Origin of the sequence: uncultured Pontibacter sp. (assembly GCF_947502515.1) — a bacterium.
Taxonomy (GTDB): domain Bacteria; phylum Bacteroidota; class Bacteroidia; order Cytophagales; family Hymenobacteraceae; genus Pontibacter.
On record NZ_CANNAI010000001.1, the window covers coordinates 406,047 to 427,971 of the forward strand.

At 50.5% G+C, this 21,925-nt stretch carries 18 protein-coding genes and 1 riboswitch; of the genes, 5 read left to right on the forward strand and 13 right to left on the reverse strand.

Going from position 1 to position 21,925, the window contains the following annotated elements:
• Positions 1-22: 22 nt before the first annotated feature.
• From Q1A54_RS01920 to Q1A54_RS01930, 3 genes are all read right to left on the reverse strand, one after another.
• A complete protein-coding gene (locus Q1A54_RS01920; protein WP_299984683.1) occupies positions 23-2,227 on the reverse strand; it encodes a B12-binding domain-containing radical SAM protein in 2,205 nt (734 codons plus the stop codon).
• A 415-nt stretch (positions 2,228-2,642) separates the two neighbouring features.
• Positions 2,643-2,876, reverse strand: coding sequence for a DUF2798 domain-containing protein (locus Q1A54_RS01925; RefSeq protein ID WP_007653476.1), 234 nt, complete (start codon positions 2,874-2,876; stop codon positions 2,643-2,645).
• Positions 2,877-2,927: 51 nt separating this feature from the next.
• Entirely contained in the window at positions 2,928-3,104 is a 177-nt protein-coding gene (locus Q1A54_RS01930; RefSeq protein WP_159439839.1) for a hypothetical protein, read from the reverse strand.
• Positions 3,105-3,247: 143 nt separating this feature from the next.
• On the opposite strand from Q1A54_RS01930, the gene Q1A54_RS01935 reads away from it, so the two are divergent.
• Complete coding sequence (locus tag Q1A54_RS01935) at positions 3,248-3,532, forward strand: hypothetical protein (RefSeq protein ID WP_299984684.1); 285 nt, start codon at positions 3,248-3,250, stop codon at positions 3,530-3,532.
• Positions 3,533-3,613: 81 nt separating this feature from the next.
• On the opposite strand, the gene Q1A54_RS01940 is transcribed toward Q1A54_RS01935, so the two are convergent.
• Together Q1A54_RS01940 and Q1A54_RS01945 are read right to left on the reverse strand one after the other, a co-directional pair.
• The gene (locus tag Q1A54_RS01940; protein WP_299984685.1) at positions 3,614-4,741 is read right to left on the reverse strand and encodes a DUF5074 domain-containing protein; all 1,128 of its coding nucleotides are present in this window, start codon (positions 4,739-4,741) and stop codon (positions 3,614-3,616) included.
• A gap of 22 nt (positions 4,742-4,763) precedes the next feature.
• Positions 4,764-6,677 (reverse strand): TonB-dependent receptor, encoded by a 1,914-nt coding sequence (locus Q1A54_RS01945; protein WP_299984686.1) that lies wholly within the window; start codon positions 6,675-6,677, stop codon positions 4,764-4,766.
• Between the two features lie 102 nt (positions 6,678-6,779).
• Positions 6,780-6,983, reverse strand: a riboswitch (cobalamin riboswitch).
• Between the two features lie 215 nt (positions 6,984-7,198).
• Here Q1A54_RS01945 and Q1A54_RS01950 point away from each other — a divergent pair.
• Complete coding sequence (locus tag Q1A54_RS01950; RefSeq protein ID WP_299984687.1) at positions 7,199-7,798, forward strand: DNA-3-methyladenine glycosylase; 600 nt, start codon at positions 7,199-7,201, stop codon at positions 7,796-7,798.
• 1 nt (position 7,799) lies between these two features.
• Here Q1A54_RS01950 and Q1A54_RS01955 read toward each other — a convergent pair whose 3' ends face one another.
• From Q1A54_RS01955 to Q1A54_RS01970, 4 genes are all read right to left on the reverse strand, one after another.
• On the reverse strand, positions 7,800-10,544 hold the full coding sequence (locus Q1A54_RS01955) for a TonB-dependent receptor plug domain-containing protein (protein ID WP_299984689.1): 2,745 nt from the start codon (positions 10,542-10,544) through the stop codon (positions 7,800-7,802).
• Between the two features lie 205 nt (positions 10,545-10,749).
• The gene (locus Q1A54_RS01960) at positions 10,750-10,923 is read right to left on the reverse strand and encodes a hypothetical protein (RefSeq protein ID WP_299984691.1); all 174 of its coding nucleotides are present in this window, start codon (positions 10,921-10,923) and stop codon (positions 10,750-10,752) included.
• Positions 10,924-11,059: 136 nt separating this feature from the next.
• Entirely contained in the window at positions 11,060-11,542 is a 483-nt protein-coding gene (locus Q1A54_RS01965) for a hypothetical protein (RefSeq protein WP_299984693.1), read from the reverse strand.
• A gap of 292 nt (positions 11,543-11,834) precedes the next feature.
• Positions 11,835-13,031: a hypothetical protein gene (locus Q1A54_RS01970; RefSeq protein WP_299984695.1), complete on the reverse strand. Its 1,197-nt coding sequence runs from the start codon at positions 13,029-13,031 to the stop codon at positions 11,835-11,837.
• 51 nt (positions 13,032-13,082) lie between these two features.
• On the opposite strand from Q1A54_RS01970, the gene Q1A54_RS01975 reads away from it, so the two are divergent.
• The 3 genes from Q1A54_RS01975 to ahcY all read left to right on the forward strand — a co-directional run bounded on the left by Q1A54_RS01975 (position 13,083) and on the right by ahcY (position 15,327).
• On the forward strand, positions 13,083-13,232 hold the full coding sequence (locus tag Q1A54_RS01975; protein WP_299984697.1) for a hypothetical protein: 150 nt from the start codon (positions 13,083-13,085) through the stop codon (positions 13,230-13,232).
• Positions 13,168-13,857 carry a DUF4397 domain-containing protein gene (locus tag Q1A54_RS01980; RefSeq protein ID WP_299984699.1) on the forward strand — a complete coding sequence of 230 codons (690 nt, stop codon included), beginning with the start codon at positions 13,168-13,170 and terminating at the stop codon, positions 13,855-13,857. Before Q1A54_RS01975 ends, Q1A54_RS01980 begins: the two co-directional genes overlap by 65 nt.
• Before the next feature lie 162 nt (positions 13,858-14,019).
• A complete protein-coding gene (gene ahcY, locus Q1A54_RS01985; RefSeq protein WP_196120009.1) occupies positions 14,020-15,327 on the forward strand; it encodes an adenosylhomocysteinase in 1,308 nt (435 codons plus the stop codon).
• A 61-nt stretch (positions 15,328-15,388) separates the two neighbouring features.
• Here the strand turns inward: ahcY and Q1A54_RS01990 are convergent, their stop codons facing one another.
• The 4 genes from Q1A54_RS01990 to Q1A54_RS02005 all read right to left on the reverse strand — a co-directional run bounded on the left by Q1A54_RS01990 (position 15,389) and on the right by Q1A54_RS02005 (position 21,755).
• On the reverse strand, positions 15,389-16,120 hold the full coding sequence (locus Q1A54_RS01990) for a glycosyltransferase (RefSeq protein WP_299984702.1): 732 nt from the start codon (positions 16,118-16,120) through the stop codon (positions 15,389-15,391).
• Between the two features lie 121 nt (positions 16,121-16,241).
• The gene (locus Q1A54_RS01995) at positions 16,242-16,982 is read right to left on the reverse strand and encodes a LytTR family transcriptional regulator DNA-binding domain-containing protein (protein ID WP_299984704.1); all 741 of its coding nucleotides are present in this window, start codon (positions 16,980-16,982) and stop codon (positions 16,242-16,244) included.
• A 30-nt stretch (positions 16,983-17,012) separates the two neighbouring features.
• The gene (locus Q1A54_RS02000) at positions 17,013-19,985 is read right to left on the reverse strand and encodes a two-component regulator propeller domain-containing protein (protein ID WP_299984705.1); all 2,973 of its coding nucleotides are present in this window, start codon (positions 19,983-19,985) and stop codon (positions 17,013-17,015) included.
• Positions 19,986-20,213: 228 nt separating this feature from the next.
• Positions 20,214-21,755, reverse strand: a complete 1,542-nt coding sequence (locus Q1A54_RS02005) for a glycosyltransferase (RefSeq protein WP_299984707.1) — start codon at positions 21,753-21,755, stop codon at positions 20,214-20,216.
• Positions 21,756-21,925 lie beyond the last annotated feature (170 nt).

Consider the following 21,925-nt stretch of genomic DNA (forward strand, 5'->3'; position numbering starts at 1 on the left):
TATCACATCCCACGTCTTTTAGCTATAGCAGCAGCAAGCCCTTCTCGCGCAACTCAAACCAAACCGGTGAGGCCAGGAACTCTGTGAAGTTCAGGTGTGCGTCCAGTGGGTAAGTTTCTTCCAGTTGCTTCAGCGTCATGGCCGGTGCATCTTCCGACGTCAGCAGGGTGAGTTGCTCCAGCAGCCACTGTCCGATGTTAGCGGTAGTCTTGATCTGGAAGTCTTCGGCTTTTTCATAAAAGGTCAGCACGCAGCGTTCGATGGTCTGGCCTTTTTTGGCATACATCATAAAGTCGATTTCGGGCACGTTGCCGAGCCAGAATACACGGGCCAGCTTGCGTTCGCTGTCCGGTTTGGCAGGCTCCTGGATGGCCTTGGCGAGCAGGTTGCGGTCGGTGGTGACACGCGGCACTTTGAAGTCGAACCAGAAAGAGAGTGGCTCCTCCAGCCCCACACCATGCATATAATTGTAGATGGCTTTCGCTAAACCCTGGCCGAATAGCTCGTGGTCAGTTCCCTGCGGGTCGTCGTGCCAGAGGTCGTTGTTGGCAAAGTCACCTTCCGGCGGGCCTACTTTCACCACACCAAATTTCTCGGGGTGCTTACCTACCGGGCTATGCGCCGTCATACTGAAGCGGTGCCAGTAGCCGGATTGTATCACGCCGTTCAGGAAAAGCTGCCGCACCACTTCCAGCGAATCAATCGTTTCCTGTGCTGTCTGCGTTGGGAAGCCATACATGAGGTAGGCATGCACCATGATGCCAGCTTGTGTGAAGCCGTCCGTTACACGTGCCACCTGCGCAATGCTCACACCTTTTTTCATCAGGTCCAACAGTCGGTCAGATGCCACTTCCAAACCACCCGACACGGCTATGCAACCTGACGCGGCCAGCAGACGGCAGAGGTCGGGTGTAAAGGTTTTTTCAAACCGGATGTTGCCCCACCAGGTAATCTTTACGCCGCGGCGTAGCAGCTCAATGGCCAGGTCGCGGAGGGCGGCTGGCGGTGCTGCTTCGTCCACGAAGTGAAAGCCGGTCTGGCCCGTCTGGGCGATGATCTGCTCGATGCGATCCACCAGCAAAGTAGCCGGGGCCGTTTCGTAGCGGGAAATATAGTCGAGCGTGATGTCGCAGAAGGAGCAGCGTTTCCAGTAGCAGCCGTGCGCTACAGTCAGCTTGTTCCAGCGGCCGTCGCTCCATAGGCGGTGCATTGGGTTAATCACGTCAATCACGGACAGATAATCCTGCAGTGGCAAATCGCTGTAGTCCGGCGTTCCCACCTCAGTGTGCGGAATATCTTTGTCGAGACAGCCGTTGATAAACTCTACCTTTCCATCCTGCAGCATGAATGTACGCTGTAGAAAATCCAATTGGCGCTCGCCCTGCAAGTATTCCAGTAGTTTCAGCCATGGGCCTTCGCCGTCATCCAGCGTTACAAAGTCGATGTATTTGAACAGGCGCGGCTCGCGGAGGCTTCGCAGCTCTGTATTTGGATAGCCACCGCCCATCATCGTATGGATGTGCGGATGGTGCTGCTTGATATACTGTGCCAGTCTCAAACCACCATACAGGTTGCCAGGGAAAGGTATAGAGAAGCCCACCACATCCGGCTGCACTTCCTGCAGGCGCTCTTCCAGCAGCTCGAGCAGCATCTGGTCTACCAGGTTTGGCTCCGTCTTCAGCGACTCCTCCAGCGGATCAAAGGAAGTGGCCGACAAGGCCAGTTTCTCGGCGTAGCGGCTGAAAGCGAAATAGGGGCAGATGGTTTCTTTAATAAGGTCACCCAGATCCTCCAGGTATAGCGTAGCCAGGTAGCGGGCGCGGTCGGTGATGCCCATGCTGCCAAAAGCCCAGTCAATGTCCTCTACCTGGTCGAAGCGTGAAGCCTCGGGCAGGTAACGGCTGTAGCTGATTTGCTGAGCTAGGGTAGTGTCTTTGTTCTGCAGAAAACGGATGACTGGCTCAATAGTATTCAGGTACTCCCTCCTGAGTCGCAGGATGCGTCGGCTATTATCCGACAACTCAAAATCCCCCTTTTCTACAGCCTCAAATATTCTGCTTAGTCCACCTCTCGAAAACATGCGCAGCACAAGCTCAATGCCAAAGTCAGCCTGGGTAACGGTATAGCCCTGCCCTTTCAGAAAGCCCTTGATGTAGGCAGTGGCGGGGTAGGGTGTGTTGAGCTGCGTGAGCGGCGGCGTGATGAGCAGTATGGTTGGATTCTTCAAGTCTCGGGATTCTTAAAATAAAAACGCCCCAAAGGGCGCGGGCTGCAAAACTACTGATTCTGTAGCGCTTTCTAAACAATTACTGCGTGCTTAACACTTCTTGTGCAGGCAGGGTTCAGTCTGGAATTGTTGTAAATGAGCAGTTTAGAGAATGGTAGGTATAACATCGAATAAATTATGCATTAAAGCGATATTTAATTATATAAATCAATCCAAATATCACTATATTTGCATTATTATCATCTATAGTTGAATGCTTCTGGGCGTAAAAGCAAAGGTTAAATCAGTGAAATAAATTTCATGAATAATAACCTGAAGCAATGGCTTGTGATGGTGTAAGTGTTTCAATTGTTCCCTAAAACAAAAGGCCCGTGATGCTATCACGGGCTTTTCGTTTGTAGAGGTATAGCAGTGCTTATCTGAACAATTGCGAAGTCTTGTTGACGATATAATTTGCACCCGGCACAACAGCCAGCACAGTACCTGCCACCAAAACAAACAGTACCACAAACATGCGCAGCCAGTTACTGAAGAAGTTATCAGCAAAGCCGAAGGTATAGAGCTGCAGGGCAGAGGCTACGAGCAGGCACAGCAGGGAGATAACCAGCAACTTGCGTTTAAGCGCCGGGTTCATCAAGTTTTTTTTCATGGCAGACCAGGTATAGCCGCAAAGTTAAGGGTTAGGCTGATTGTTGCGCCATCAGGCGTGCCCTTTTTGTGCCTCGGCATCAGAGCTATCGTCTTTGGTGTGGCCCGGATTGTTCGCACCCGAACCCTGTGGCGGTGGGGTTTGCTTGTCGGTTGCTACTTTTTTCTTGTCCGAAGACATTTCCTTGCTGCTCTTTTCCTGGTCAGACTTATTTTTCCCGTTCATCATACCTTTATGTTTATGTGCATTATGTCATACGGCAAAGGAGTGAGGTATGTAGCTTTTTTTAACTCTAATTGTAGGCTGGTCGTACATTAGAGAGCTATACCCTGATGCGGATTGGCACTTTGAAAATCTAAAATGAAAAAACTATGAAATCTATAAAGAAAACGGCTGCTGCACTTGGTTTGCTTATGGGCGTAGGTATGGCGGCCTGTAACACAGGTACCGACCCAGGTGAGACAAACGTGGAGCGGAGCGAAATAGAGCAACCGGAAGAGGCTAACCGTGCGGGCACCTACGGTGATACCACTGGTAATTACGAGGACGTATACGAAGGCCGTGAAGGTACCGCCATTGGCGACAGTGCCTTTAACCAAGAGGGTGATCGCCAGAAACGTTATGATGAAAATCTGAAGCCTGATCCGAACCAGTAATTCGGCTCAGGTATAAAAGCACAATGCCCGGCTCTTTATATAAGAGGACCGGGCATTGTGCTTTTTGAGATAGTGGATTAATTATTTGAATACAAAACCGTTCGGGGCAATACCAACCCTAAAGGAGTCTACAGCTGCTCCGCTCTGTGGACTGTAGCGCACCACCCAACCGTTGGAGGCATAGTCTGTCGCCTTACCTGCGTAAATCATGCCGCTGCCAGGTTCTACACCCAGGCCATTGAAGCCATAAGCTACATAGCTGCCCCGGTCGATGAGTGGTTGAGTGGCCAGTGTAGTTGTGTTGACATCCTGCACCCATACCTTGTTGTTGAACACATAGTAGATTTTGTCTCCGCCCTGATTTGGCGTGAGCTTGTCTGGAGATGGCGCATTTCTGGTGAAGGTGAGTGTCGCGGCTACCGAATTGCTACCTGTATTGATCTTGGCAAGGGAGCCGGGAGTGCTGTTTTCTTCGCTGACAGACCAGTCGGTTGGGTCGTAAGACTTGATGCCGCGGCTACTTACCCAAAGCATGTTGTTACGGTCCAGTGCCAGGCTGCTCGGACCGTCGTTTACGGTGATAGAAGTTTCTATCGCGTCAGTAGTCGTGTTGATTACCGTTACAGAGTTGCCGCCGCTGTTGGCTACGTAGAGCTTTCCTCCTTGAAGAATTAGTTGCTCCGGTTGCACACCTACAGTGATTGTTTTGGTAACGGTCAACGTTTTGAGATCTACCACTGCCACACGGCCGTTGCCATACACATAAGTCGACGGATCGTAGCCAAGCCACTCCGTTACATAACCTTTATCATCGTTCAGGGCCGCAAAGTAACGGGGCGCCTCCAAACCGGCGATCTCGCCTTCCGCTTTCAGGGTATGTGCGTTAGTGACTACCACCTTGCCGCTGTTGTTCATCACCAGGTATAGCCTGTCGCCATGCTGTACCATGTGCTGCAACACGTCGCCGAGCAGAAGCGGAGCATTCACCTTCTTAAACGATTCGTTCTCCACTGTTTTGCTGTCGTGGCTGTAGAAGCTCATCGAGGCATTTGATTTGGTCATAGCGCCTTCATTGGACACCAGGACACCATTGCGGGCGTACTCACCGGCAGGCCCGTTGTCCTTTTTGTCGCAGGAAGTGATAGTGAGCGCACCAAAAGCAAAGGCAGCTGACAGTAGGTAGCTGCGGAAGCGGGTAATTTTTTTCATGTTATTGGGGTATGTATATAATTTAAGGTATGATAAAGCGCAGGCTAGCCGCAAAGCTGCGGGGTGGCATAGGCACGTTTTCGAGCACAGTATACTCGCGGTCGGTTACATTATCGCTGCGGACCGATGCAATAAACTGATACTGACCAAGGCTGAACTTCCTGTGCAGTGCCAGGCTAAGCAAGGTATAGCCGGGCAGGCTGCCGGAGTTACCGTTGTCAGTATAGCGGAGGCCGGTGTGCGTGATGTTGCCGAGTAGCGTCCAGGAGCGGAAGGCAAGGTCGGTTCCCAACTGGACTTTGTGCAATGGCACGTGCGCAAGCTGTTGGTTCAGTTCCTGGTTTCCTTCGTAGGCCTTTACTTGTTCAGAGGAGGTATAGGTATAGGCGCCCGTAGCAGCCAGTTGCCAGTCGCCTATTATGGTACTGGCACGGCTGCTGAGTTCTATACCCTGTGAGCGAACCTTCTGCAGGTTGCGGGGAGACCAATAGCTGGAAGTAATCGGCATCCATTGTATCCAGTTGTCCACGAGCATGCGGTAAACCGATAATTCAGAATCTAACTGCACACTGCCCAGGGTATAGCGGTGACGCAGTCCGGTTTCGTAACTCCAGCCCTGCTCCGGTTTGATGTCCGGATTGCCACCTGGCTGCCAGAAGCGCTCGTTCAGCGTCGGCACCCGGTAACTGCCCGACGCGTTGCCCTTCAGGTATAGCTGGTGATTACCCTGCTGCAGCATGAGCCAGTTAGCGCCCAGGGTGGGAGCCGGAGTGGGGTTGTAGCCTTTCACAAATGCCTGGCGCAAGTTCAGGCTCAGGTCGAGCCGCTTGCCAAGGTCGTAGCGGAAGAGCAGGAAAGCCGAAGCGCGGTCTTCTGTTACTTGTTTACCATAGCCTTGTACATCGGCGTCAAAGTGCTGCAAATTAAGGCCTCCCCGCAAACTCCAGCGGCGGGCATAGGTATAGGTCTGCTCGGCCTGCACCTGGTAAGTGTTGATATCAGTGGTAGAGTAGTTGTTGTTGTCAGTGAAGCGGAGGTAATCGTTGAAGACGGCCGCTTTCACGGAGGTTTCGCCCCAGTTACTGCTGTGGTTCAATTCCGTCATCAGGCGCAGGTTCCGGTCGAGTTGTTCGGCATTGGTATTGGCAGCGCCCAGCGTCGGAGCTACCTCCCGGTCGGCAAAGGTATACCAGCCATGCAAAGCAAACCGGGTATTGGAAGAGAGCTGCCAGCTCAGGTCCTGCGTAAAGCCGTGCTGTGCCACCTTAGCCTGGTCCTGTCGACGAGCCGGTGCTCCAATACGGCCGTAGTCCCGGAAAGAGAAGTCGTTTTCTGCTGCCAGACGATAGCCACTCAGTGCGACAGAAAGCTTCTGGCCGCTGTAGCGGATGCCTGCGCTGGAGAAGTACCGGCCGAAGCTGCCAACCTCCTGCATCACATCTGCTCCAAAGCCAGGCTCTTGCTGCATTGGGGAGTTGAGCAAAACAGCCCCACCGATCGCGCCACTGCCATACATAGCACCTGCCGCACCATGCTGCACCGCAATACTTCCGATACTGCTCAAAGGCAACAAAGACAGGTCGCTTTGTCCCAAGGCTGGCTGACTTATGTTGAGGCCGTTCCAAAGCACGGCAGTATGTGTAGCGCTGGTGCCCCGGAAGGAAGGAGTAGAAATGCCGCTCGCACCGTTCGTTTTCAGAAATACCGGTGTGCGGGCCTGCAAGGCATCCGCTATAGTGCCGGAGGCATAGGTACGGATGAAACTGCTGTCGAGTGTGCTTACGCGGCTACCAGAGGCAAACACTTCGGAGGGCTTGCCAAAGATTTCGACCGTGCGCAAGTGATACACCGTGGTATCCTGCTGCGCCAGAGCGGCGGGCGCTATACCTAGCAGTAGAGCCAGACATGATAAAAGAGGGTAATGAAACTTTGCCACGTATACGCTTGCTTAAATCCCGAAGCATGCAGGCAGGTATAGGCAGAAACAGCGCGCGCAGGTATAGCGAAGGCCGTGCAGCTTTTTACCCGAAAGCATACGACTATTTATTGTCGGACTGGCAGGTCTCCTGGCTCTCTTCAGGTTAGCCAGCCTTCCCGTGCGTCGTGCGGCACAGTGGCGGTGGTTTTGGCTAACCCTTTTTAAGAAGATCACAGTTGCGGGAACAGCATAGGTATCTCACCTATTTCCCTTTTAAGGCTTTGTCGCGGAAACAACAAGGCCACCAATCTGAAGGCAAAGGTAATTGTTTTAATGAAGAAACAAGTAATGGCGAATGAGTAATGACGAATGACTAATGACGAATGAGCAATTAGATTTAGTGAATAGCATATGATAACTAATAATGAGGCGAGGATAATGGATTGGTTGATGAGCCTTTTTCACGTATACCTGTTCATCATTTGCTTACAGGCAGGTATGAATTAATTATTTATTCATTCATCATTACTTATTACAAAGTGAAGCTCAGAAAAGATTTTTATACCCGACCGGATGTGGTGCAGGTGGCACAGGACCTGCTGGGGAAGTACCTCTATACAAACCACGACGGCATCCTCACCGGAGGCATTATTGTGGAAACGGAGGCATACTCCGGCACAAACGATAAGGCTTGCCATGCGCATATGAACCGCCGCACCCAACGCACCGAAATTATGTACCACGAGGGCGGAGTGGCTTATGTTTACCTCGTATATGGCATGTACAACCTGTTCAACATCATTACCAACGTGGAAGGGCAAGCCGATGCCGTGCTGGTGCGGGCCATCGAACCGACAGAAGGTATAGAAGAGATGCTGCTGCGCCGCAACATGGCCACTCCCAAACCTAACCTGACGGCCGGGCCGGGCGTACTCAGCATTGCCTTAAGTATAAACCGCAGTCACTATGGCGAAACACTCACCGGCGACACCATCTGGATAGAAGACAAAGGTATAGCCGTGCCTGCTGAAGGTATAGCCATCGGCCCTCGAATAGGTATAGACTATGCCGGCGAAGATGCGCTGCTACCCTGGCGCTTCTGGCTGAAAGACAACAAGTGGGTCAGTCGCAAGAAATAAACTAAGGCTGTATCCGTGTTTCGCTGCTGAAGCGGTAGGAGGTTGCGCCTACTATGCCTTGTCTTGCAACACCCTCGCAAACGGCCACAAACTCAGTAATGACATCTGACGTGAAGAAGCTAACAGTCGCTTTCCCTCTGGCATCAGTAGTTAAATTAGGCTGCCAGTGCAGGGTGCTGCGGTAGTCCGGTAGGTTGTGACGGTCCTGTGGTACATCGTAGCGCGGCGAATAAAACTCAGACGGCTTGTTGTAGCCAGCCAGCTTAAAGTTGATTGTGCCGGGTGCTTTTTGATTCGCATAGTTGTAGTTTGGATTGCCCCTCTTAGTAAAAAGCGCAATCACGCCGCCGGCTGATGAAGAACCATAAATGGCAGCATTGGCGCCTTTCAGCACCTCAATCGCCTCAATATCTTCTGGCGAGAGCATATTTACTGTCTCTAGGCTAACACGCATACCGTCCAGTACAAACAGTGGCCCGTCGCCACGTATCATTACGCTGGTCTCATCGCCTGAGCCTGTAACATGCACTCCAGCTACACGACCTGCCAGGTATTGCAGCACATTGGGGTATACTACTGTGAGTTTGTCTAGCTCAATACGAGCATCTGCGTTTTCCTTAAAGTAAATGCGGTGGTCATTGCTAAACTCCTGTTTTTTTGCTGTGATATCTATCTGCTTCAATTGAATGGCGCCCGTGGTCAGGCGGTGCTGGCGGTCAGCCTTGGCCCAGTCGCTCATGCGCCTGCGGTAGGCCGATATCTGGTCTGGCGATAGGGTGGCTCCTTCCAATGCCTGGAAGCCTGGCGCAGGGGCTGTCATGCGATCCAGGTGAATCAACTGGTTATTACTTCCTTTTGGCGTGCGTGCCTGTATGAAGACCTTCAGCGTATCCTCAAAGTCCAGCCCTACAAACCGGAAACTGCCATCAGGGTTCGTCTCTGCCATGACCAGGTTGGGCAGTGTAAGCTCTGCTTCTTTGGGTGCCGCGTTTGGCGTGAAGATAAGCGTCAGGTTGCTTTTCTGCGGTGTCTTCTTGCCAAGCTCTTTTTCTACTCTCCCTGAGAATGAAAGACTCTCCTCCGGAAGATGTGGAGCGGCCTGCAGCTTGTCCTGTAGCAGATTGTCCCAGTCGAAGCGGCGCCAGCCCTGGGTTAACAGCAGGAGGTCTAAGTGGCGTCGTGCCTGTGGCTGCTTTTTGTCGAAGTAGTAGGCGGGTTGCTCGATATTGCCTCTCAGCTCACCCTGCAGGTATAGCTGTGTGTAAATATTATTTTCATAAGGCTGCTGGTTCTGGTCGATGAGAGCGTCGCGCACGGCGAGTGAGAAATTGCCGACTACCGGCGTGCCGTTGGCATCGCGGGCTTCGAGCTGCATGGTTACTTTTTGCCTTTTGCCATACATGGCCTTGTCGGTCGTGATGTTGAGCTGGAGCTGTGGCGGATGGTTCACAAAGGCCAGACGTTCGCTCAGGGCTTTGCCTTCTGCGCTGAACAGAGTGAAGTGGATCAAACCCACCGGGAATCGGGAAGCAGGTATAGCTGACTCCAGTACCGGTTTATCGGTGCTGGCTCTTACAGCAAATATAAGGCTGTCGGCAGCGTGCGCAATCATATACATGGGGGCATTCGCAAGCTGGGCTTTGAAATTATGCTCTATCCGAAAATTAACCGTGTGCTCACTGTGCTGCGCAACCTGTAGCACCACTCCCTCCGGCTTTGCCTCCGGCAACTTATACCTGGCTGTGCGGCCGTTGGGTAGCTGTATCTGTGCGGTGTAGGTTTTGCCGGGTTCGGGTATAAACGTAAAAGCACCCATACCCAAGTGCTCACTCTTAAAGTCCATTACCATATTGCCCTGCTGGTCGTGCACAGTGCCTGCTATCTGCTGTCCTTTCCCGCTTATGTCCACAGCCTTGAAGCCTACCCGGGAAGATATACCTGCTACCAGGTGTCCACCTTCCGGGAAAAACTGCAGGTCGAGAGCCGGCTGGCCCACTGGCAGGCGGTAGCTACGCTGGAATGGGTTGCTTTTGTCATCAGACTGAACGACCAGAAGGGCATCCTTCACCGTGCCGCCCTGGGCATTGCTGAAAAAGAGCGGTAGCCGGGCTATACCTTGTGCATCTGTTTCCAGGCTGCCTGACTTTCCTCTTTTACCATCCAGCACCAGCTGTGTCTTTAATTTCAGATTCTTCAGCGGCTCAAAAGGATGCTTAAAAAACTGCAGACTGGTGATGATGGAATCTCCGGCTGTGGAGGCGTGTGTCTGAAAAGAAATACTTGCTTTAGCCTCAGTAAGGGAAGGGCTGGCAATGTTGAGCTCTCTGGTAAAGAAGTACTGCGGATCGAAGTTGCGCATCCAGTTAGTATAAGCTCTGAGCTGGTAGAGCCCCTCGGAGAGGGTATCGGGCAGGTAGAAGTCGCCGTGTGCCATGCCATTTTGCAGCTTCAGTTTCCTGCTCAGGCGCACTTTGTTGTCAGGGCCCACCAGGTCTGCATAGAGTACCTTACTTAGGCTATCAGTGGTGCTTTGAGAAGCATAGGCTTTGAACCAGATAGTTTCGCCGAGACTGTAGAGTGTTTTGTCCTGATGCAGGTAGATGCTCTGCTGCGGGTACAGGGTGTAGAACTCCTGTAGCTGCAGTGCAATGCGCATGATCAGGTCATCGTTGCCGGTTTTTTTGAAGCTGAAGGCCAGAAGTAGTAAAACAGCAGGGAGTGATAAGAGCAGTAGAGGTTTGCGCATAGCTTGGCTTATAAAGGTACTTGAGCGAAAGAACAAATATTAAGCCAATAATATATAATAAAAAGCTTATTGTGTCTAATTTATCGTTTTAAATATTATCCCTGTAGCCATAGTTGTACATGCTGAATGGCCTGCACACAAAAAGCCCCGGCTGTTTGCTGGGTCACAGTGTAGCCGGGGCTTTAGGTAGGATGTTGTTCAATCCTTATTGGTTCTTTTGCTCGTTGTCGGTGCGGGCCTGAGGTGTGGGGTTGTTAGATCCGGTTTTGCCAACTGCATCCTTGTGCAGATCGTTTCCGATGTCCTTTTTAGAACCAGCCTGCTCTTTTTTGGTTTGCTTGTTCTGCGGCATGCTTTTATTCTCTTTTTCGTTTTTCATAGTTTTAAAATTGAGGGTTAATTACAAATCATGTACAATACTCTGTTTACGAGGCCCTTTGGCTCTAGTTGACGCTAACAGAGAAGCCCGTAGCATCTGCCACGGGCTTTTCTATAATATATTCAGCTAAACTATATTAGGAGTTGTTGTTGCTGGAGCCTGAGTTGTTATTATTCTTGTTACCCTGGCGTCCTGCTTCTGCATGCTCTTCAGAGTCACCGTGCCAGCCTTTTCCCTGGTTTTGGCTGCTACTGCCCTGCGACTGGTTGCTGCTTCTGGCTTGGGATTGGTTACTACTTCTTGCTTGGGTCTGACCACTTTGTGATGATCTGCCGCTACTGGAAGATGATGAACTGTCGTTCTTATGGCTCTGACGACCCGCTTCTGCGTGGCCTTGTGAGTCACCGTGCCAGCCCTGTCCCTGGTTGCTGTTGCTTGCTTGCGAACCCTGGTTGCTCTGGCCCGATGGGTTATTTTGTGAGCGGGAAGAGCTTGTAAACTCGCCCGATTCGTTTCTTGGCTGATTCTGGTTTCTATTCTGGTTCTGATTTTGATTCAGGTTATCTTCGTTGTTACGATTACGATTCATACCCTGATTCTCTTCATTATTACGTTTCATAGCTTTCGTGATATATGTTTAACATGGTGTCTCCGTACCAGACGGGACTCTCTGTTTTACGGACAAAGACTCTAGCAGTTAGCAATTTGGCCAGGTCAGTGTTGGAACAGGTATAGCAATAAAACCGACTGGAATATCTATGGGTATATAGTGTTATGTAAGTATAACAACGGATGTATGTAATTGTGCCTGAACCCATTAAGGGCTTTGTTTAAAAGAGGTAAGCAGTTGGGCAGTAGGATTTTATAAAGAGCTTCAAAAACTAAAGCACCATAAAAAACCTGAAAAAAAATTACAGGGCAGGGGCTGTTGCTTTCCGGCAGAAGATCGCAATCGGCTTCTGGTGCATATCAGTAGTAAAGAAAAGGTAGTCTTCGCCACCTTCCTTTATACCTGTCTTTTTGCGAATGTCAGCCACAGACTCTGGAAAATTGCGCACCGTGATATTGGCTTTGCGGTGTGGGAGTCTGGCAAGAATCTCTTTCTTATTATAGCGGCCTATACCCTGACAAGTAAAGGTCCGGCCCGGAAAATCAGGTATGAGCTGCTCAGAGGTATACAGGTGGCTGTTAGGGTGCAGCTTCTGTAGGCCGTACTGACTAGCCACACTGCGGTAGGCTCCTGATTTAAGTATGGCGGAATTTGGCTCGTAAAGGTATGTCTTTGGATTGGAGAAGCTGACAGAAGCCTGCTCTTCCTGCTCTTTGTCGAAAGTAAGCGTTTGTGTACTTCCATCCGGCATCAGGTTGATCGCTTGTCGGGTGGGGTTCATCCCTGCATGAGGCTGAAGCAGGTATAGCACTTCCTTGCACTCGTTGTGCAGTGCAATCACCCATACCCTGGCTACTGACCCCAGTTGCTCAAGTGCCAGCTCAATATCAAGCATGGGTGAGGTTTTGAGCATTACAGTAGTTGCTTTCTCAAACAGTACCGGCAGCAGTTGCAGCACATCGGGTTCGCAGTCTTGGAGCAGGTGGACCTTCTCGTGTCTTTCGCCGCGCCGTGCCGGGTCCAGGTATAGTACATCGGCTTTACCAGTAAACCCTTGAAGGAAATCTTCTGCGGAGCCGTTGACAGCATCAATATTAGCAGCGCCCAGCAACTTGAAATTATAGGCGGCTATTTCTGAAAGTTCGCTGTTCTGCTCCACGTGCACCACCTGACCAAACTGTTTCGCAAAATAGAAACTGTCCACCCCAAAGCCGCCTGTCAGGTCGACAAGCAGCTTACCTTTTACCAGTGAGGCTTTAAAAGCAGCTGTTGCCTCTGAAGAAGTCTGTTCTACTGATACGGCCGTTGGAAATACCACATCCGGGTGTGCTACCCAGGTCGGTAGCTTGTCTGCGGCTTTCTGTCGTGCCTGGATCTGCTTCACCAGTTCAGCCACTGGCAAATGCGGGTAACGGCTTGCCTGCAGCATCAGTTCGGCTGGGTGGCGGTGCTGGTGCTGCAGTATAAAATCTCTCTCTTCCGGGGTATAGTGCTTCATGGTACGCTGCAAAGGTACAAATTTAATCAGCCCTGTTTTTATCATAAAAATATGACCGAACGCAAACAATCCTTATACCTGCTGGTTGTATTCACAGCTAAAAGAAATTTTTATTTAAATAATTTATCAGACTACTATGAAGAAATGGATGAAAATCATGATGCTGGCGGTGCTGCCGGCCATGGTGCTAACAAGCTGTGATGATGACGATGACGACATGACTGTTATCGAAAATGCAAATGTAATGGTAGTGCACGCCTCACCTGACGCACCCGGCGTTGATTTGCTGGTGGATGACGAGAAAGTGAACTCAACTGCTCTCACTTACCCGAACAACACAGGTTACCTGGAGGTGCCGGCTGGCCGTCGCAATGTGAAAGTGAATGCTGCTGGCACAAACACATCAGTTATCAACGCCAACCTTGACCTGGAGCGTAACATGAACTACTCTGTGTTCGCGATCAACACGCTGAGCAATATAGAGCCACTGGTGCTGATGGATGATCTGACTGCACCGGCTTCCGGTAGTGCGCACGTGCGTTTCGTGCACTTATCCCCTGACGCCCCGGCAGTAGACGTAGCCGTAACGGGTGGACCTGTGCTCTTCAGTAACAGCGAATTTAAAGAGGCGAGTCCTTTTGCCCCTGTACCAACAGGTACCTATAACCTGGAAGTAAGACTGGCCGGAACAGAAACAGTTGTGCTGGCTGTGCCAAACGTACAGCTGGCCAGTGGCCGCATCTACACTGTATTCGCCAGAGGTTTCGTGTCGCCACCAGCTGACAACATGAACTCCCTTGGAGCCGAGATCATTACGAACCGATAACCGCGAAGAAGACAACTACCTAGTTGAGGCCTGTGCCATTGGTACAGGCCTCAGTATTTTAAAGAAATTCAAACTAATTGACTTTCAGTTGAGTAGTGCTATTATGTTGAAGTTGAGTGAGAAATTTTGTAATTTTGTGCTTCCCTAAGAAAAAAGTAAAATATGATCGATACAACACTTAAGTACAAAGTAAAAGATATTTCGCTGGCCGAGTGGGGCCGCAAAGAGATCAGATTGGCAGAGGCTGAAATGCCTGGTCTGATGGCCATCCGTGAAGAGTATGGCCCGAGCAAGCCGCTGGCTGGTGCCCGCATCGCCGGCTGCCTGCACATGACCATACAGACAGCTGTGCTGATCGAAACACTGGTGGAACTAGGCGCTGAAGTTACCTGGTCTTCTTGCAACATCTTCTCTACACAAGATCACGCTGCCGCTGCAATTGCCGCAGCCGGCATCTCGGTTTACGCCTGGAAAGGTATGACTGCTGAGGAGTTTGACTGGTGCATTGAGCAAACCCTGTTCTTTGGCGAAGACCGCAAGCCACTCAACATGATCCTGGACGATGGTGGTGACCTGACCAACATGGTACTCGACAAGTACCCTGAGCTTGCACCTGCTGTGAAAGGCCTTTCTGAAGAAACGACAACAGGCGTTCACCGTCTGTACGAGCGTATGAAGAACGGAACACTTCCAATGCCTGCCATCAACGTGAACGACTCTGTAACCAAGTCTAAGTTTGACAACAAGTATGGCTGTAAAGAATCGTTGGTAGATGCGATCCGTCGTGCTACAGACGTCATGATGGCTGGTAAAGTAGCTGTTGTAGCTGGTTACGGTGACGTAGGCAAAGGTTCTGCCGCTTCATTGCGTGGTGCCGGTGCCCGTGTGATCGTGACAGAGATTGACCCGATCTGCGCTCTGCAGGCTGCTATGGACGGTTTTGCAGTGAAGAAGATGGTTGATGCTGTAAAAGAAGCCGACATCGTGGTGACAGCAACCGGTAACAAGGACATCATCACGGAGCGCGAGTTCCGTCTCATGAAGGACAAGGCGATCGTTTGTAACATCGGTCACTTCGACAACGAGATCGATATGGCTTGGTTGAACAAGAGCTATGGTAACACAAAAGATACCATTAAGCCGCAGGTTGACCTCTACAACATCGAAGGCAAAGACATCATTGTGCTGGCTGAAGGCCGCCTGGTAAACCTGGGTTGCGCGACTGGTCACCCTTCATTTGTAATGTCTAACTCTTTCTCTAACCAGACACTGGCCCAGATCGAACTGTGGACAAACGCGGAGGCTTACGAGAACAAGGTGTATACCTTGCCGAAGCAACTGGACGAGAAAGTAGCCCGCCTGCACCTGGGCAAAATTGGTGTGGAACTGGACGAACTGTCTTCAGACCAGGCCGCTTACATTGGTGTGACGGTAGAGGGCCCTTACAAGCCTGAGTACTACAGATACTAATTTTGAGTATTGCTTATAAACAGGAAAGCCGGAGCTGATGCTCCGGCTTTCCTGTTTATACCTATTTCTTAAATTTTCCCATCTTCAGCAGTTTGTACACCGAGGCTTTGGCCTGCTTAAACCTGTTGTCAAGCTTGAGGTATTTGTTGGCTTTGTCGCGGAAGTGGATGCGGCGGTGCCAGCCCAGGTGATTGGTATAAGGCTCCTCCAGGATAAAAGCGGTGTAGCCCAGGTCGGCGTAAAAATCTGAGATCTCCTTCTCAAATTGCCCTGGCGTATACTGCTCAAAGCTACCCATCAGGCGGTAATCGCTCACACGCTTCAAGCTGGGGTTAAGCGTAAAGATATCTTTCTGAACTTTCCGGTAGCGTATACCTTCAAACTCCGCTACAGCAGGACTGAAAAAGTCGGCAGGGTACTCATCGGCACTACGGCCCCACACTGTGATCAGCTTCGGGAAAGCTTCCATCAACGCAAGGGAGTCTTCAATAAAGCCTTTGCGCAGAAAGTCCCAGTCATCCTCGCAATGGAAGATGTACTCGGTCTTTACCTGGCTGTAAGCTTTGTCGATGCTCTTCTGCTGGCCGAGCTGCTCCGGGTTTACGATTGTCTCGAATTTGTCGTAGCTGAATTTGCGCAGTATGCTCTCCAGCCCCTTGCCGTCTCCGCTATCCTCTATGATCAGGATTTTCTCAATGGGGTAGGTATTGAATTTGAAGAAGCTGTGCAGTGTAGCCTCCAGCAGATCGAAGCGGTTGCAGCTGGTAATAACGACAGTAATTCCCTTAGGCATATTCATTTAAACAGAGTGAATGCACAAAGATAGCGGGAGCACTAAATTAATTGCCCTGGCTCTGTATATATTTCAGAGTCAGGGCAACCTGTAGCTTGACGTATGACTGTTGATTTTGCTATTAGATGATGTTGAAGCGCGACATCAGGGCCTTTTTGTAGGATTTACCGATCGGGACCTCTCCTTTGGAGAACACGACAGCGTTTTCTTCCAGCGCCTCTACTTTGTCAAGGTTGGCAATATATGAGCGGTGCACCCGCACAAAATTACCCGAAGGCAGCTTGTGCTCCATGTCCTTGAGTGTAGAGCTAACCAGGTACTTTTGATCTACAGTGACAATGAAAGAGTAGTTGTCATAGGCTTCTACCCATAAGATGTCACTATACTGTACCTTGATGATGCGGTGCTTTACCTTTACGAAGATGTAATCGGTCTGCGTCTCGGCTTCTTTGGGGGCCTTGCCTGCGCCGTTGTCCACTACTTTGTGCCCGGAGTCGTGTTTGTAAAGGGCAAGCTCGATGGCAGAACGCAGGTTTTTTTCGTCAAAGGGTTTGGCCAGAAACCCGTCCGGCTCTGTTTTCTTTGCTCTGTCCAGTGTAGCTTTGTCGGCATAGGCGGTCAGGTAGATGAAAGGGATGTCGAACTCCTCCCGTATTTTAGCGCCGATCTCTATCCCGTCAGTATCACCTTTCAGGTTCACATCGAGCAGCACCAAGTCTGGTTGCAGGGTTCGAATCATCTCAAGAGTGTTCGCACCGGAGTCGATGCCACACGTCTGGTAGCCTAGCTCTTCCAAACAGGCAGCCAGGTCTTCTGCGATTATAATTTCGTCTTCCGAAATAAGAATTTTTGGTTTTGTCATAGCATTAATCTCATACGTAAAATTAGGTAGTTACGATGCCAAAACAAAATACAATATTGATTTTGTACCATTATTATTTTGGAATTCGATATTACCCCCAAGTTTTCGGGCCAGTGAGGAAACCAGTTGGAGACCAAATGATTTTTTGCGCCGTTCCTGAAAGTCGGTAGGCAAGCCCACACCGTCGTCATGTACTGTCAGGGTATAAGCATTTTCCTGTTCTGGTCTTAGGTAAATAGCGACTTGCCCATAGCGGTTGGGGAAGGCATATTTAATAGAATTGGAAACAAGCTCATTCACAATTAGCCCCAATGACAGGGCGGTATCTGCCTCTACCATGATAGTAGGTATATCGAGCTTGATTTTGATATGTCGCTCTTTGGTACCGTATGTGGCGCTCAGGCCTTCGCATATATCTTCTATGTAGGCGTTCAGATCAATAGAGGCCAGGTCTTCGTGCTGGTAAAGGCGTTCATGCAGGATGGCCATCGATCTCACCCGACCCCTGACAGACTGCATTACTTCGAGTGCATTGGGGTCTTGCACGTGGCGGGCCTGCAGGTTGAGCATGCTCATAATGATCTGCAGGTTATTTTTTACGCGATGATGGATTTCCTTCAGCAGAATTTCCTTCTCACGGTTTTTTTCTTCCAGCAGCTGTGTTCGATACTGTACCTTATGTTCGAGCAGCGTATTCATTTTTATCAGACTTCTTTCGCGCAGCCTGATCAGGCTGATCGTTGCGCCGGTGGCGATGAGTACCAGTAGCACTATAAACCACTCTCTGCGCCACACCGGGGGTACAATGGTGAAGGTATAGGTAAGAGGACTGGGTGTCCAGTAGCCGTCGCTGTTGGCTGCGAGTAACTGAAAGGTATAGGTGCCCGGGTCGAGGCTGGCATAGGTGGCAAAGGAATGATCCGTGACAGCAGACCAATGGTCGTCATGTCCCTTCAGACGGTAGCGGTAGCGCACACGGTCGGGAGCGGTTAGTGATATGCCATGAAAATCAAAGGTTAGGTGGTTTTGGTGGTGTGGGAGCCGAAGATTTACAGGGAGCTCAGTAGTTGAGTCAGTTGTGTAACCCATGCTTGCCCAGTCAGTGGGCTTCAGGAAGAGCATGATATTGGTCAGGATTGTATTGGGGTATACCTGATTGCGCCTGTCCATGTCAGGCAGGTACATGGTCAGGCCTTTGGCGGTGGCAAACCACACGGTGCCGTCTGGAGTCTGGGTGATTCCCTTGTTGCTGACTTCAAGGCCCCGAAACCCCTCCTGATTTGCATACGACCGGATGCTGAGACGCCCCCGGGCATGTAGCTGATCAAGCTGCACTTTTAGCACGCCCCGACTGGTGCCGACCCATAGGTGGTTGGTGTTATCAACAAACAGGCTCTTTATACCTTCATTGGGCAGCCCGTTCCGGGAGTTGTATACCTTAGGAGCCTTCCACTTGTCATGCCAGGCCATGATACCGTAATTGAAACCGCCAAAGTACAGAGTGCCCCACTCATCTTCTGCAATAGTGCGGATCTCACGAAAGCCGGCTTCGCCCAGTCCCTTGGCAGCGGCCAGGGCATTGTTCTCATACCGGAACACACCTTTTTCGGCACCAACCCATATCCTGCCCTGGCTGTCACGATGTAGGGCATACACGTTGCCTGTAAGCTGTGGCTTATGCAATGGCTTAATAAATTGCTGATTGGGGGACAGAACCGCCAGTCCGGCGGCAGTTGCGAGTAGCAGGTCACCATTTCGCATGAGCATAGCCTGAAACACCTCTGCTGAGGGCAGCCCCTGTGCCGTGCTGTAATGTGTTACTTTGCCGGGACCCAAACGGTATAGCCCCTTGCTGGTGCATACCCACACATCATTTTCATGCGCTACCCACATACTATGCAGGGTGGTGCCTTTGGGCCAAATATCAGTCTGGAGCCAGTTTAGAATACCTCCTTCCATATAAGCAGCATAGCCGTCATCGGTACCCAGCCACACCCTGCCTTTGGTGTCTTGCGCCAGAGCTGATATAACAGGCTCCTTCACCTGTCCCATGTCAAAAAAGTGTACAAACCAGGGGTTGCGGTACTGCATCAGGCCATGGCCAGTTGTTCCAATCCAGATATTTCCTTCACGATCTGTGGTGATGCAGTTGACTCTGTCTGTGCGCAGACCGCTGAAGCGGGTCAGGTGTTGAAACTCTTTGCCATCGTATTTAAGCACGCCATTCAGGTTCAGACTTAACCATTGATGACCGTAGTTATCAGTTGTGAAATCTCTTATGTTCGGGCTTGTTATACCTGGCGGCAGCTCAAAGTGCTCCAGCTTATTTTGCCGGAAAGTTGCCGCGCCGTTGGCAGTACCTATCCAAATAGTGCCGTCAGGTGACTGGTTTAGCACATTAACGCTGTTATAGGGTAGTGAGCTGTTGGTGGAGGTATAATTAGTTGTTCCTTTGGAGGTGATGCTGTACACGCCCTGAGAGTTGCTCCCTGCCCAAAGCTCGTTTGTGGATGTGAAGAGCACGTCATTGTAACGGATGGGCGGTAATTCGGTGTGCTGCACAAATGCATTCCTGGCCAGGTAATAAACGCCACTGTCTGTGGCTGCCCATATAGTACCTTGGTTGTCTTCTGCTATACTGTAGACCCCTCCGGGCGGCAGGCCAGCCTCCAGGTCATAAGCATAAAAGTTATTGCCCGTGAGCAGCATCAAGCCTTTATCAGTAGTCCCGATCCAGATGCGCTGGCGGCTGTCGAGCAGCAGGCAGCTTATACTGTTGCTGCTCATGCCATCGCGCTTTGTATAGGTATGGAAGGTAGACCCGTCAAAACGACTGAGTCCCCCCAGCGTAGCTAGCCAGAGCTGCCCTTTGTGATCCTGCAGGATGTCATTTACCTGAGATTGAGGTAAGCCCTGCTCAAGCGACCAGTTCCGGAAGTTGAACTGTTGCGCCTGCAAGTTTAGCGAAACTGCCAGTAAGAGTGTGAAAGCAACAAGGCGCATCCGGAAGCAAGGGCGTTAGAAGTGACAACACAGGAAGCTGATATATTTTGTAATAAAAAATAGCTTAATATTTACATTACTCTAAAGCTGTAAATTTGTTGCCTGCAGGCTATACCTGATGTTATAAAATTACTCTGTGTGCGGATGGCTCATTAAAAATCAATGCCTATACCTGTCGCTGAGGTTGCAAGCAACAGGTATAGGCATTGGCAAGAAGGGGATGGATACTTATTTTTTGTGAAGGTGCTTATCGATGCCGTTGGGGCAAAAGGTGCTTTTTTCAGAAATGGCTTTCTCAAGGAGTGCGTCATTAGCTGCTAGACTTTGGCGGGAGTTCTCCTGATGATGTAAATGATAGGCTACACCGCCAAAAGCAAGGTTTTGCCGCTTCGTGCCGCTGTTTAGCAAGCGAATGGCGAACTCACTATCTTCTCGTCCCCAGCCTACAAAATCCTCATTAAATCCGTTGACGCGCACAATGTCTTCCATCCAGAAGCCCATGTTGCAGCTCTTGATCGAAGCGATGCCGGCCTTGTCCTTGCTAAACAGCCTTGATAGAAAAGGCGAGTTAGTGGCATTGAACCGGTTTTTTATACCTGATGAAAGAGGCGAAATAGGAGAAGGACCGCGACTGATCAGCTTCTGGCTCAACTCAGGATTCAGGAGCACACGCTTTCCTTGTGTGAAATAACCTTTTCGGGCAGCTCGGCGATGGCCCTTTAAAAAGTCAGGATGCAACACCATATCCCCATCAATGATCACCACATACTCACCGGTTGCCATCGCGATGGCTCTGTTGCGGCTCTCTGCAGCTCTAAAACCCAGGTCTTCCTGCCAGCTGTGCAGCAGCGGCACCGGCGACTCTTTCGCTAGCTCCGCTACAAGATCACGTGTGTCTTCGCGAGATCCGTCATCGGCCACAATGATTTCACGCGGGAGCTCACTCTGCTGAAAGGCGCTGCGCAGCACTGTGCCTAAGGCCTCCTTCCAGTTATAGGTAGTTACGACCAGGCTGATGCCCAAGCGCTGGTTCTCTTCGTGCAGTTTCATGTATTTGTAAAAAGTGCCGTTCGCGTTCGAGAAGGAGATGGCCATACCTTCGTACCCATACAGAAACCCGCGCTGCAGCACATAGTTCCTGAAAAGCGAGAAAGCCCACTTGAAATAACTGATGGCAGGGGAGGAGTGCTTCCGAAACCGCTTCTCTTTTGCAAAGAGAGTGGTATACTGGTCCATCTTGGCAATCAGCTGCGATATGCTGTTGAAGGAAAAGTGATCCATGGTGCCACGCAGGGCCTGTACCTGTAAGCCATCTGTTATGATATACTCGTGCACCGGGAGGTCGGCAAAGCGGGTAGTTTCTTTATGATAGAGGCGCAGCACATAATCATTGTCCCATCCACAGGCTTTGATATGCTTTTTGCCGTAAAAGTTATGGCGCAGGAAGCTGTATACCTTATGCGTATCGCGGAGGTCGAGCTGCAGAATTTCTTCTGTTAGCTGAGGTGAAAGCACTTCGTCGCTGTCAACGGAGAGGACCCATGGGTGAGAGGCGTGCTGCGCGGCCAGGTTCTTCAGCGGTCCAAATCCGATAAAGGTATGCTGTACGATGCGTACATTAGGATAGCGGGCCGCAATAGCCATTGTCTCGTCCGTAGAGCCATTATCCAGTACAATTATCTCAGAAAATCGCTGCAAGGAATGCAGACAGCTGGAGAGATGCTGCTGGCTGTTTTTAGTCAGGATGGTAACCGATATTGGTTGGCTCATGTATGGGAACTCCCTATGTGGTTGGAGTTGCAAAATTAAGCTTTAACACCTAAACCAATGAAAAAAAAGCTCAGGAACTGCTGAAAGTTCTGAAAATCCGTATGTTTCTAATAAAGAAAGGAATAAGAGCGGCTCATGAGCTGCCTGTACTGCGCATACCAATGTGGCTC

Excerpts from the sequence above, each read along its gene's own strand:
- Q1A54_RS01925 (WP_007653476.1), bottom strand. The coding sequence starts at position 2,876 with ATGAAAAAAAACTTGATGAACCCGGCGCTTAAACGCAAGTTGCTGGTT.
- Q1A54_RS01930 (WP_159439839.1), bottom strand. The coding sequence starts at position 3,104 with ATGATGAACGGGAAAAATAAGTCTGACCAGGAAAAGAGCAGCAAGGAA.
- Q1A54_RS01935 (WP_299984684.1), top strand. The coding sequence starts at position 3,248 with ATGAAATCTATAAAGAAAACGGCTGCTGCACTTGGTTTGCTTATGGGC.
- Q1A54_RS01940 (WP_299984685.1), bottom strand. The coding sequence starts at position 4,741 with ATGAAAAAAATTACCCGCTTCCGCAGCTACCTACTGTCAGCTGCCTTT.
- Q1A54_RS01955 (WP_299984689.1), bottom strand. The coding sequence starts at position 10,544 with ATGCGCAAACCTCTACTGCTCTTATCACTCCCTGCTGTTTTACTACTT.
- Q1A54_RS01960 (WP_299984691.1), bottom strand. The coding sequence starts at position 10,923 with ATGAAAAACGAAAAAGAGAATAAAAGCATGCCGCAGAACAAGCAAACC.
- Q1A54_RS01965 (WP_299984693.1), bottom strand. The coding sequence starts at position 11,542 with ATGAAACGTAATAATGAAGAGAATCAGGGTATGAATCGTAATCGTAAC.
- Q1A54_RS01970 (WP_299984695.1), bottom strand. The coding sequence starts at position 13,031 with ATGAAGCACTATACCCCGGAAGAGAGAGATTTTATACTGCAGCACCAG.
- Q1A54_RS01975 (WP_299984697.1), top strand. The coding sequence starts at position 13,083 with ATGACCGAACGCAAACAATCCTTATACCTGCTGGTTGTATTCACAGCT.
- Q1A54_RS01980 (WP_299984699.1), top strand. The coding sequence starts at position 13,168 with ATGAAGAAATGGATGAAAATCATGATGCTGGCGGTGCTGCCGGCCATG.
- ahcY (WP_196120009.1), top strand. The coding sequence starts at position 14,020 with ATGATCGATACAACACTTAAGTACAAAGTAAAAGATATTTCGCTGGCC.
- Q1A54_RS01990 (WP_299984702.1), bottom strand. The coding sequence starts at position 16,120 with ATGCCTAAGGGAATTACTGTCGTTATTACCAGCTGCAACCGCTTCGAT.
- Q1A54_RS01995 (WP_299984704.1), bottom strand. The coding sequence starts at position 16,982 with ATGACAAAACCAAAAATTCTTATTTCGGAAGACGAAATTATAATCGCA.
- Q1A54_RS02000 (WP_299984705.1), bottom strand. The coding sequence starts at position 19,985 with ATGCGCCTTGTTGCTTTCACACTCTTACTGGCAGTTTCGCTAAACTTG.
- Q1A54_RS02005 (WP_299984707.1), bottom strand. The coding sequence starts at position 21,755 with ATGAGCCAACCAATATCGGTTACCATCCTGACTAAAAACAGCCAGCAG.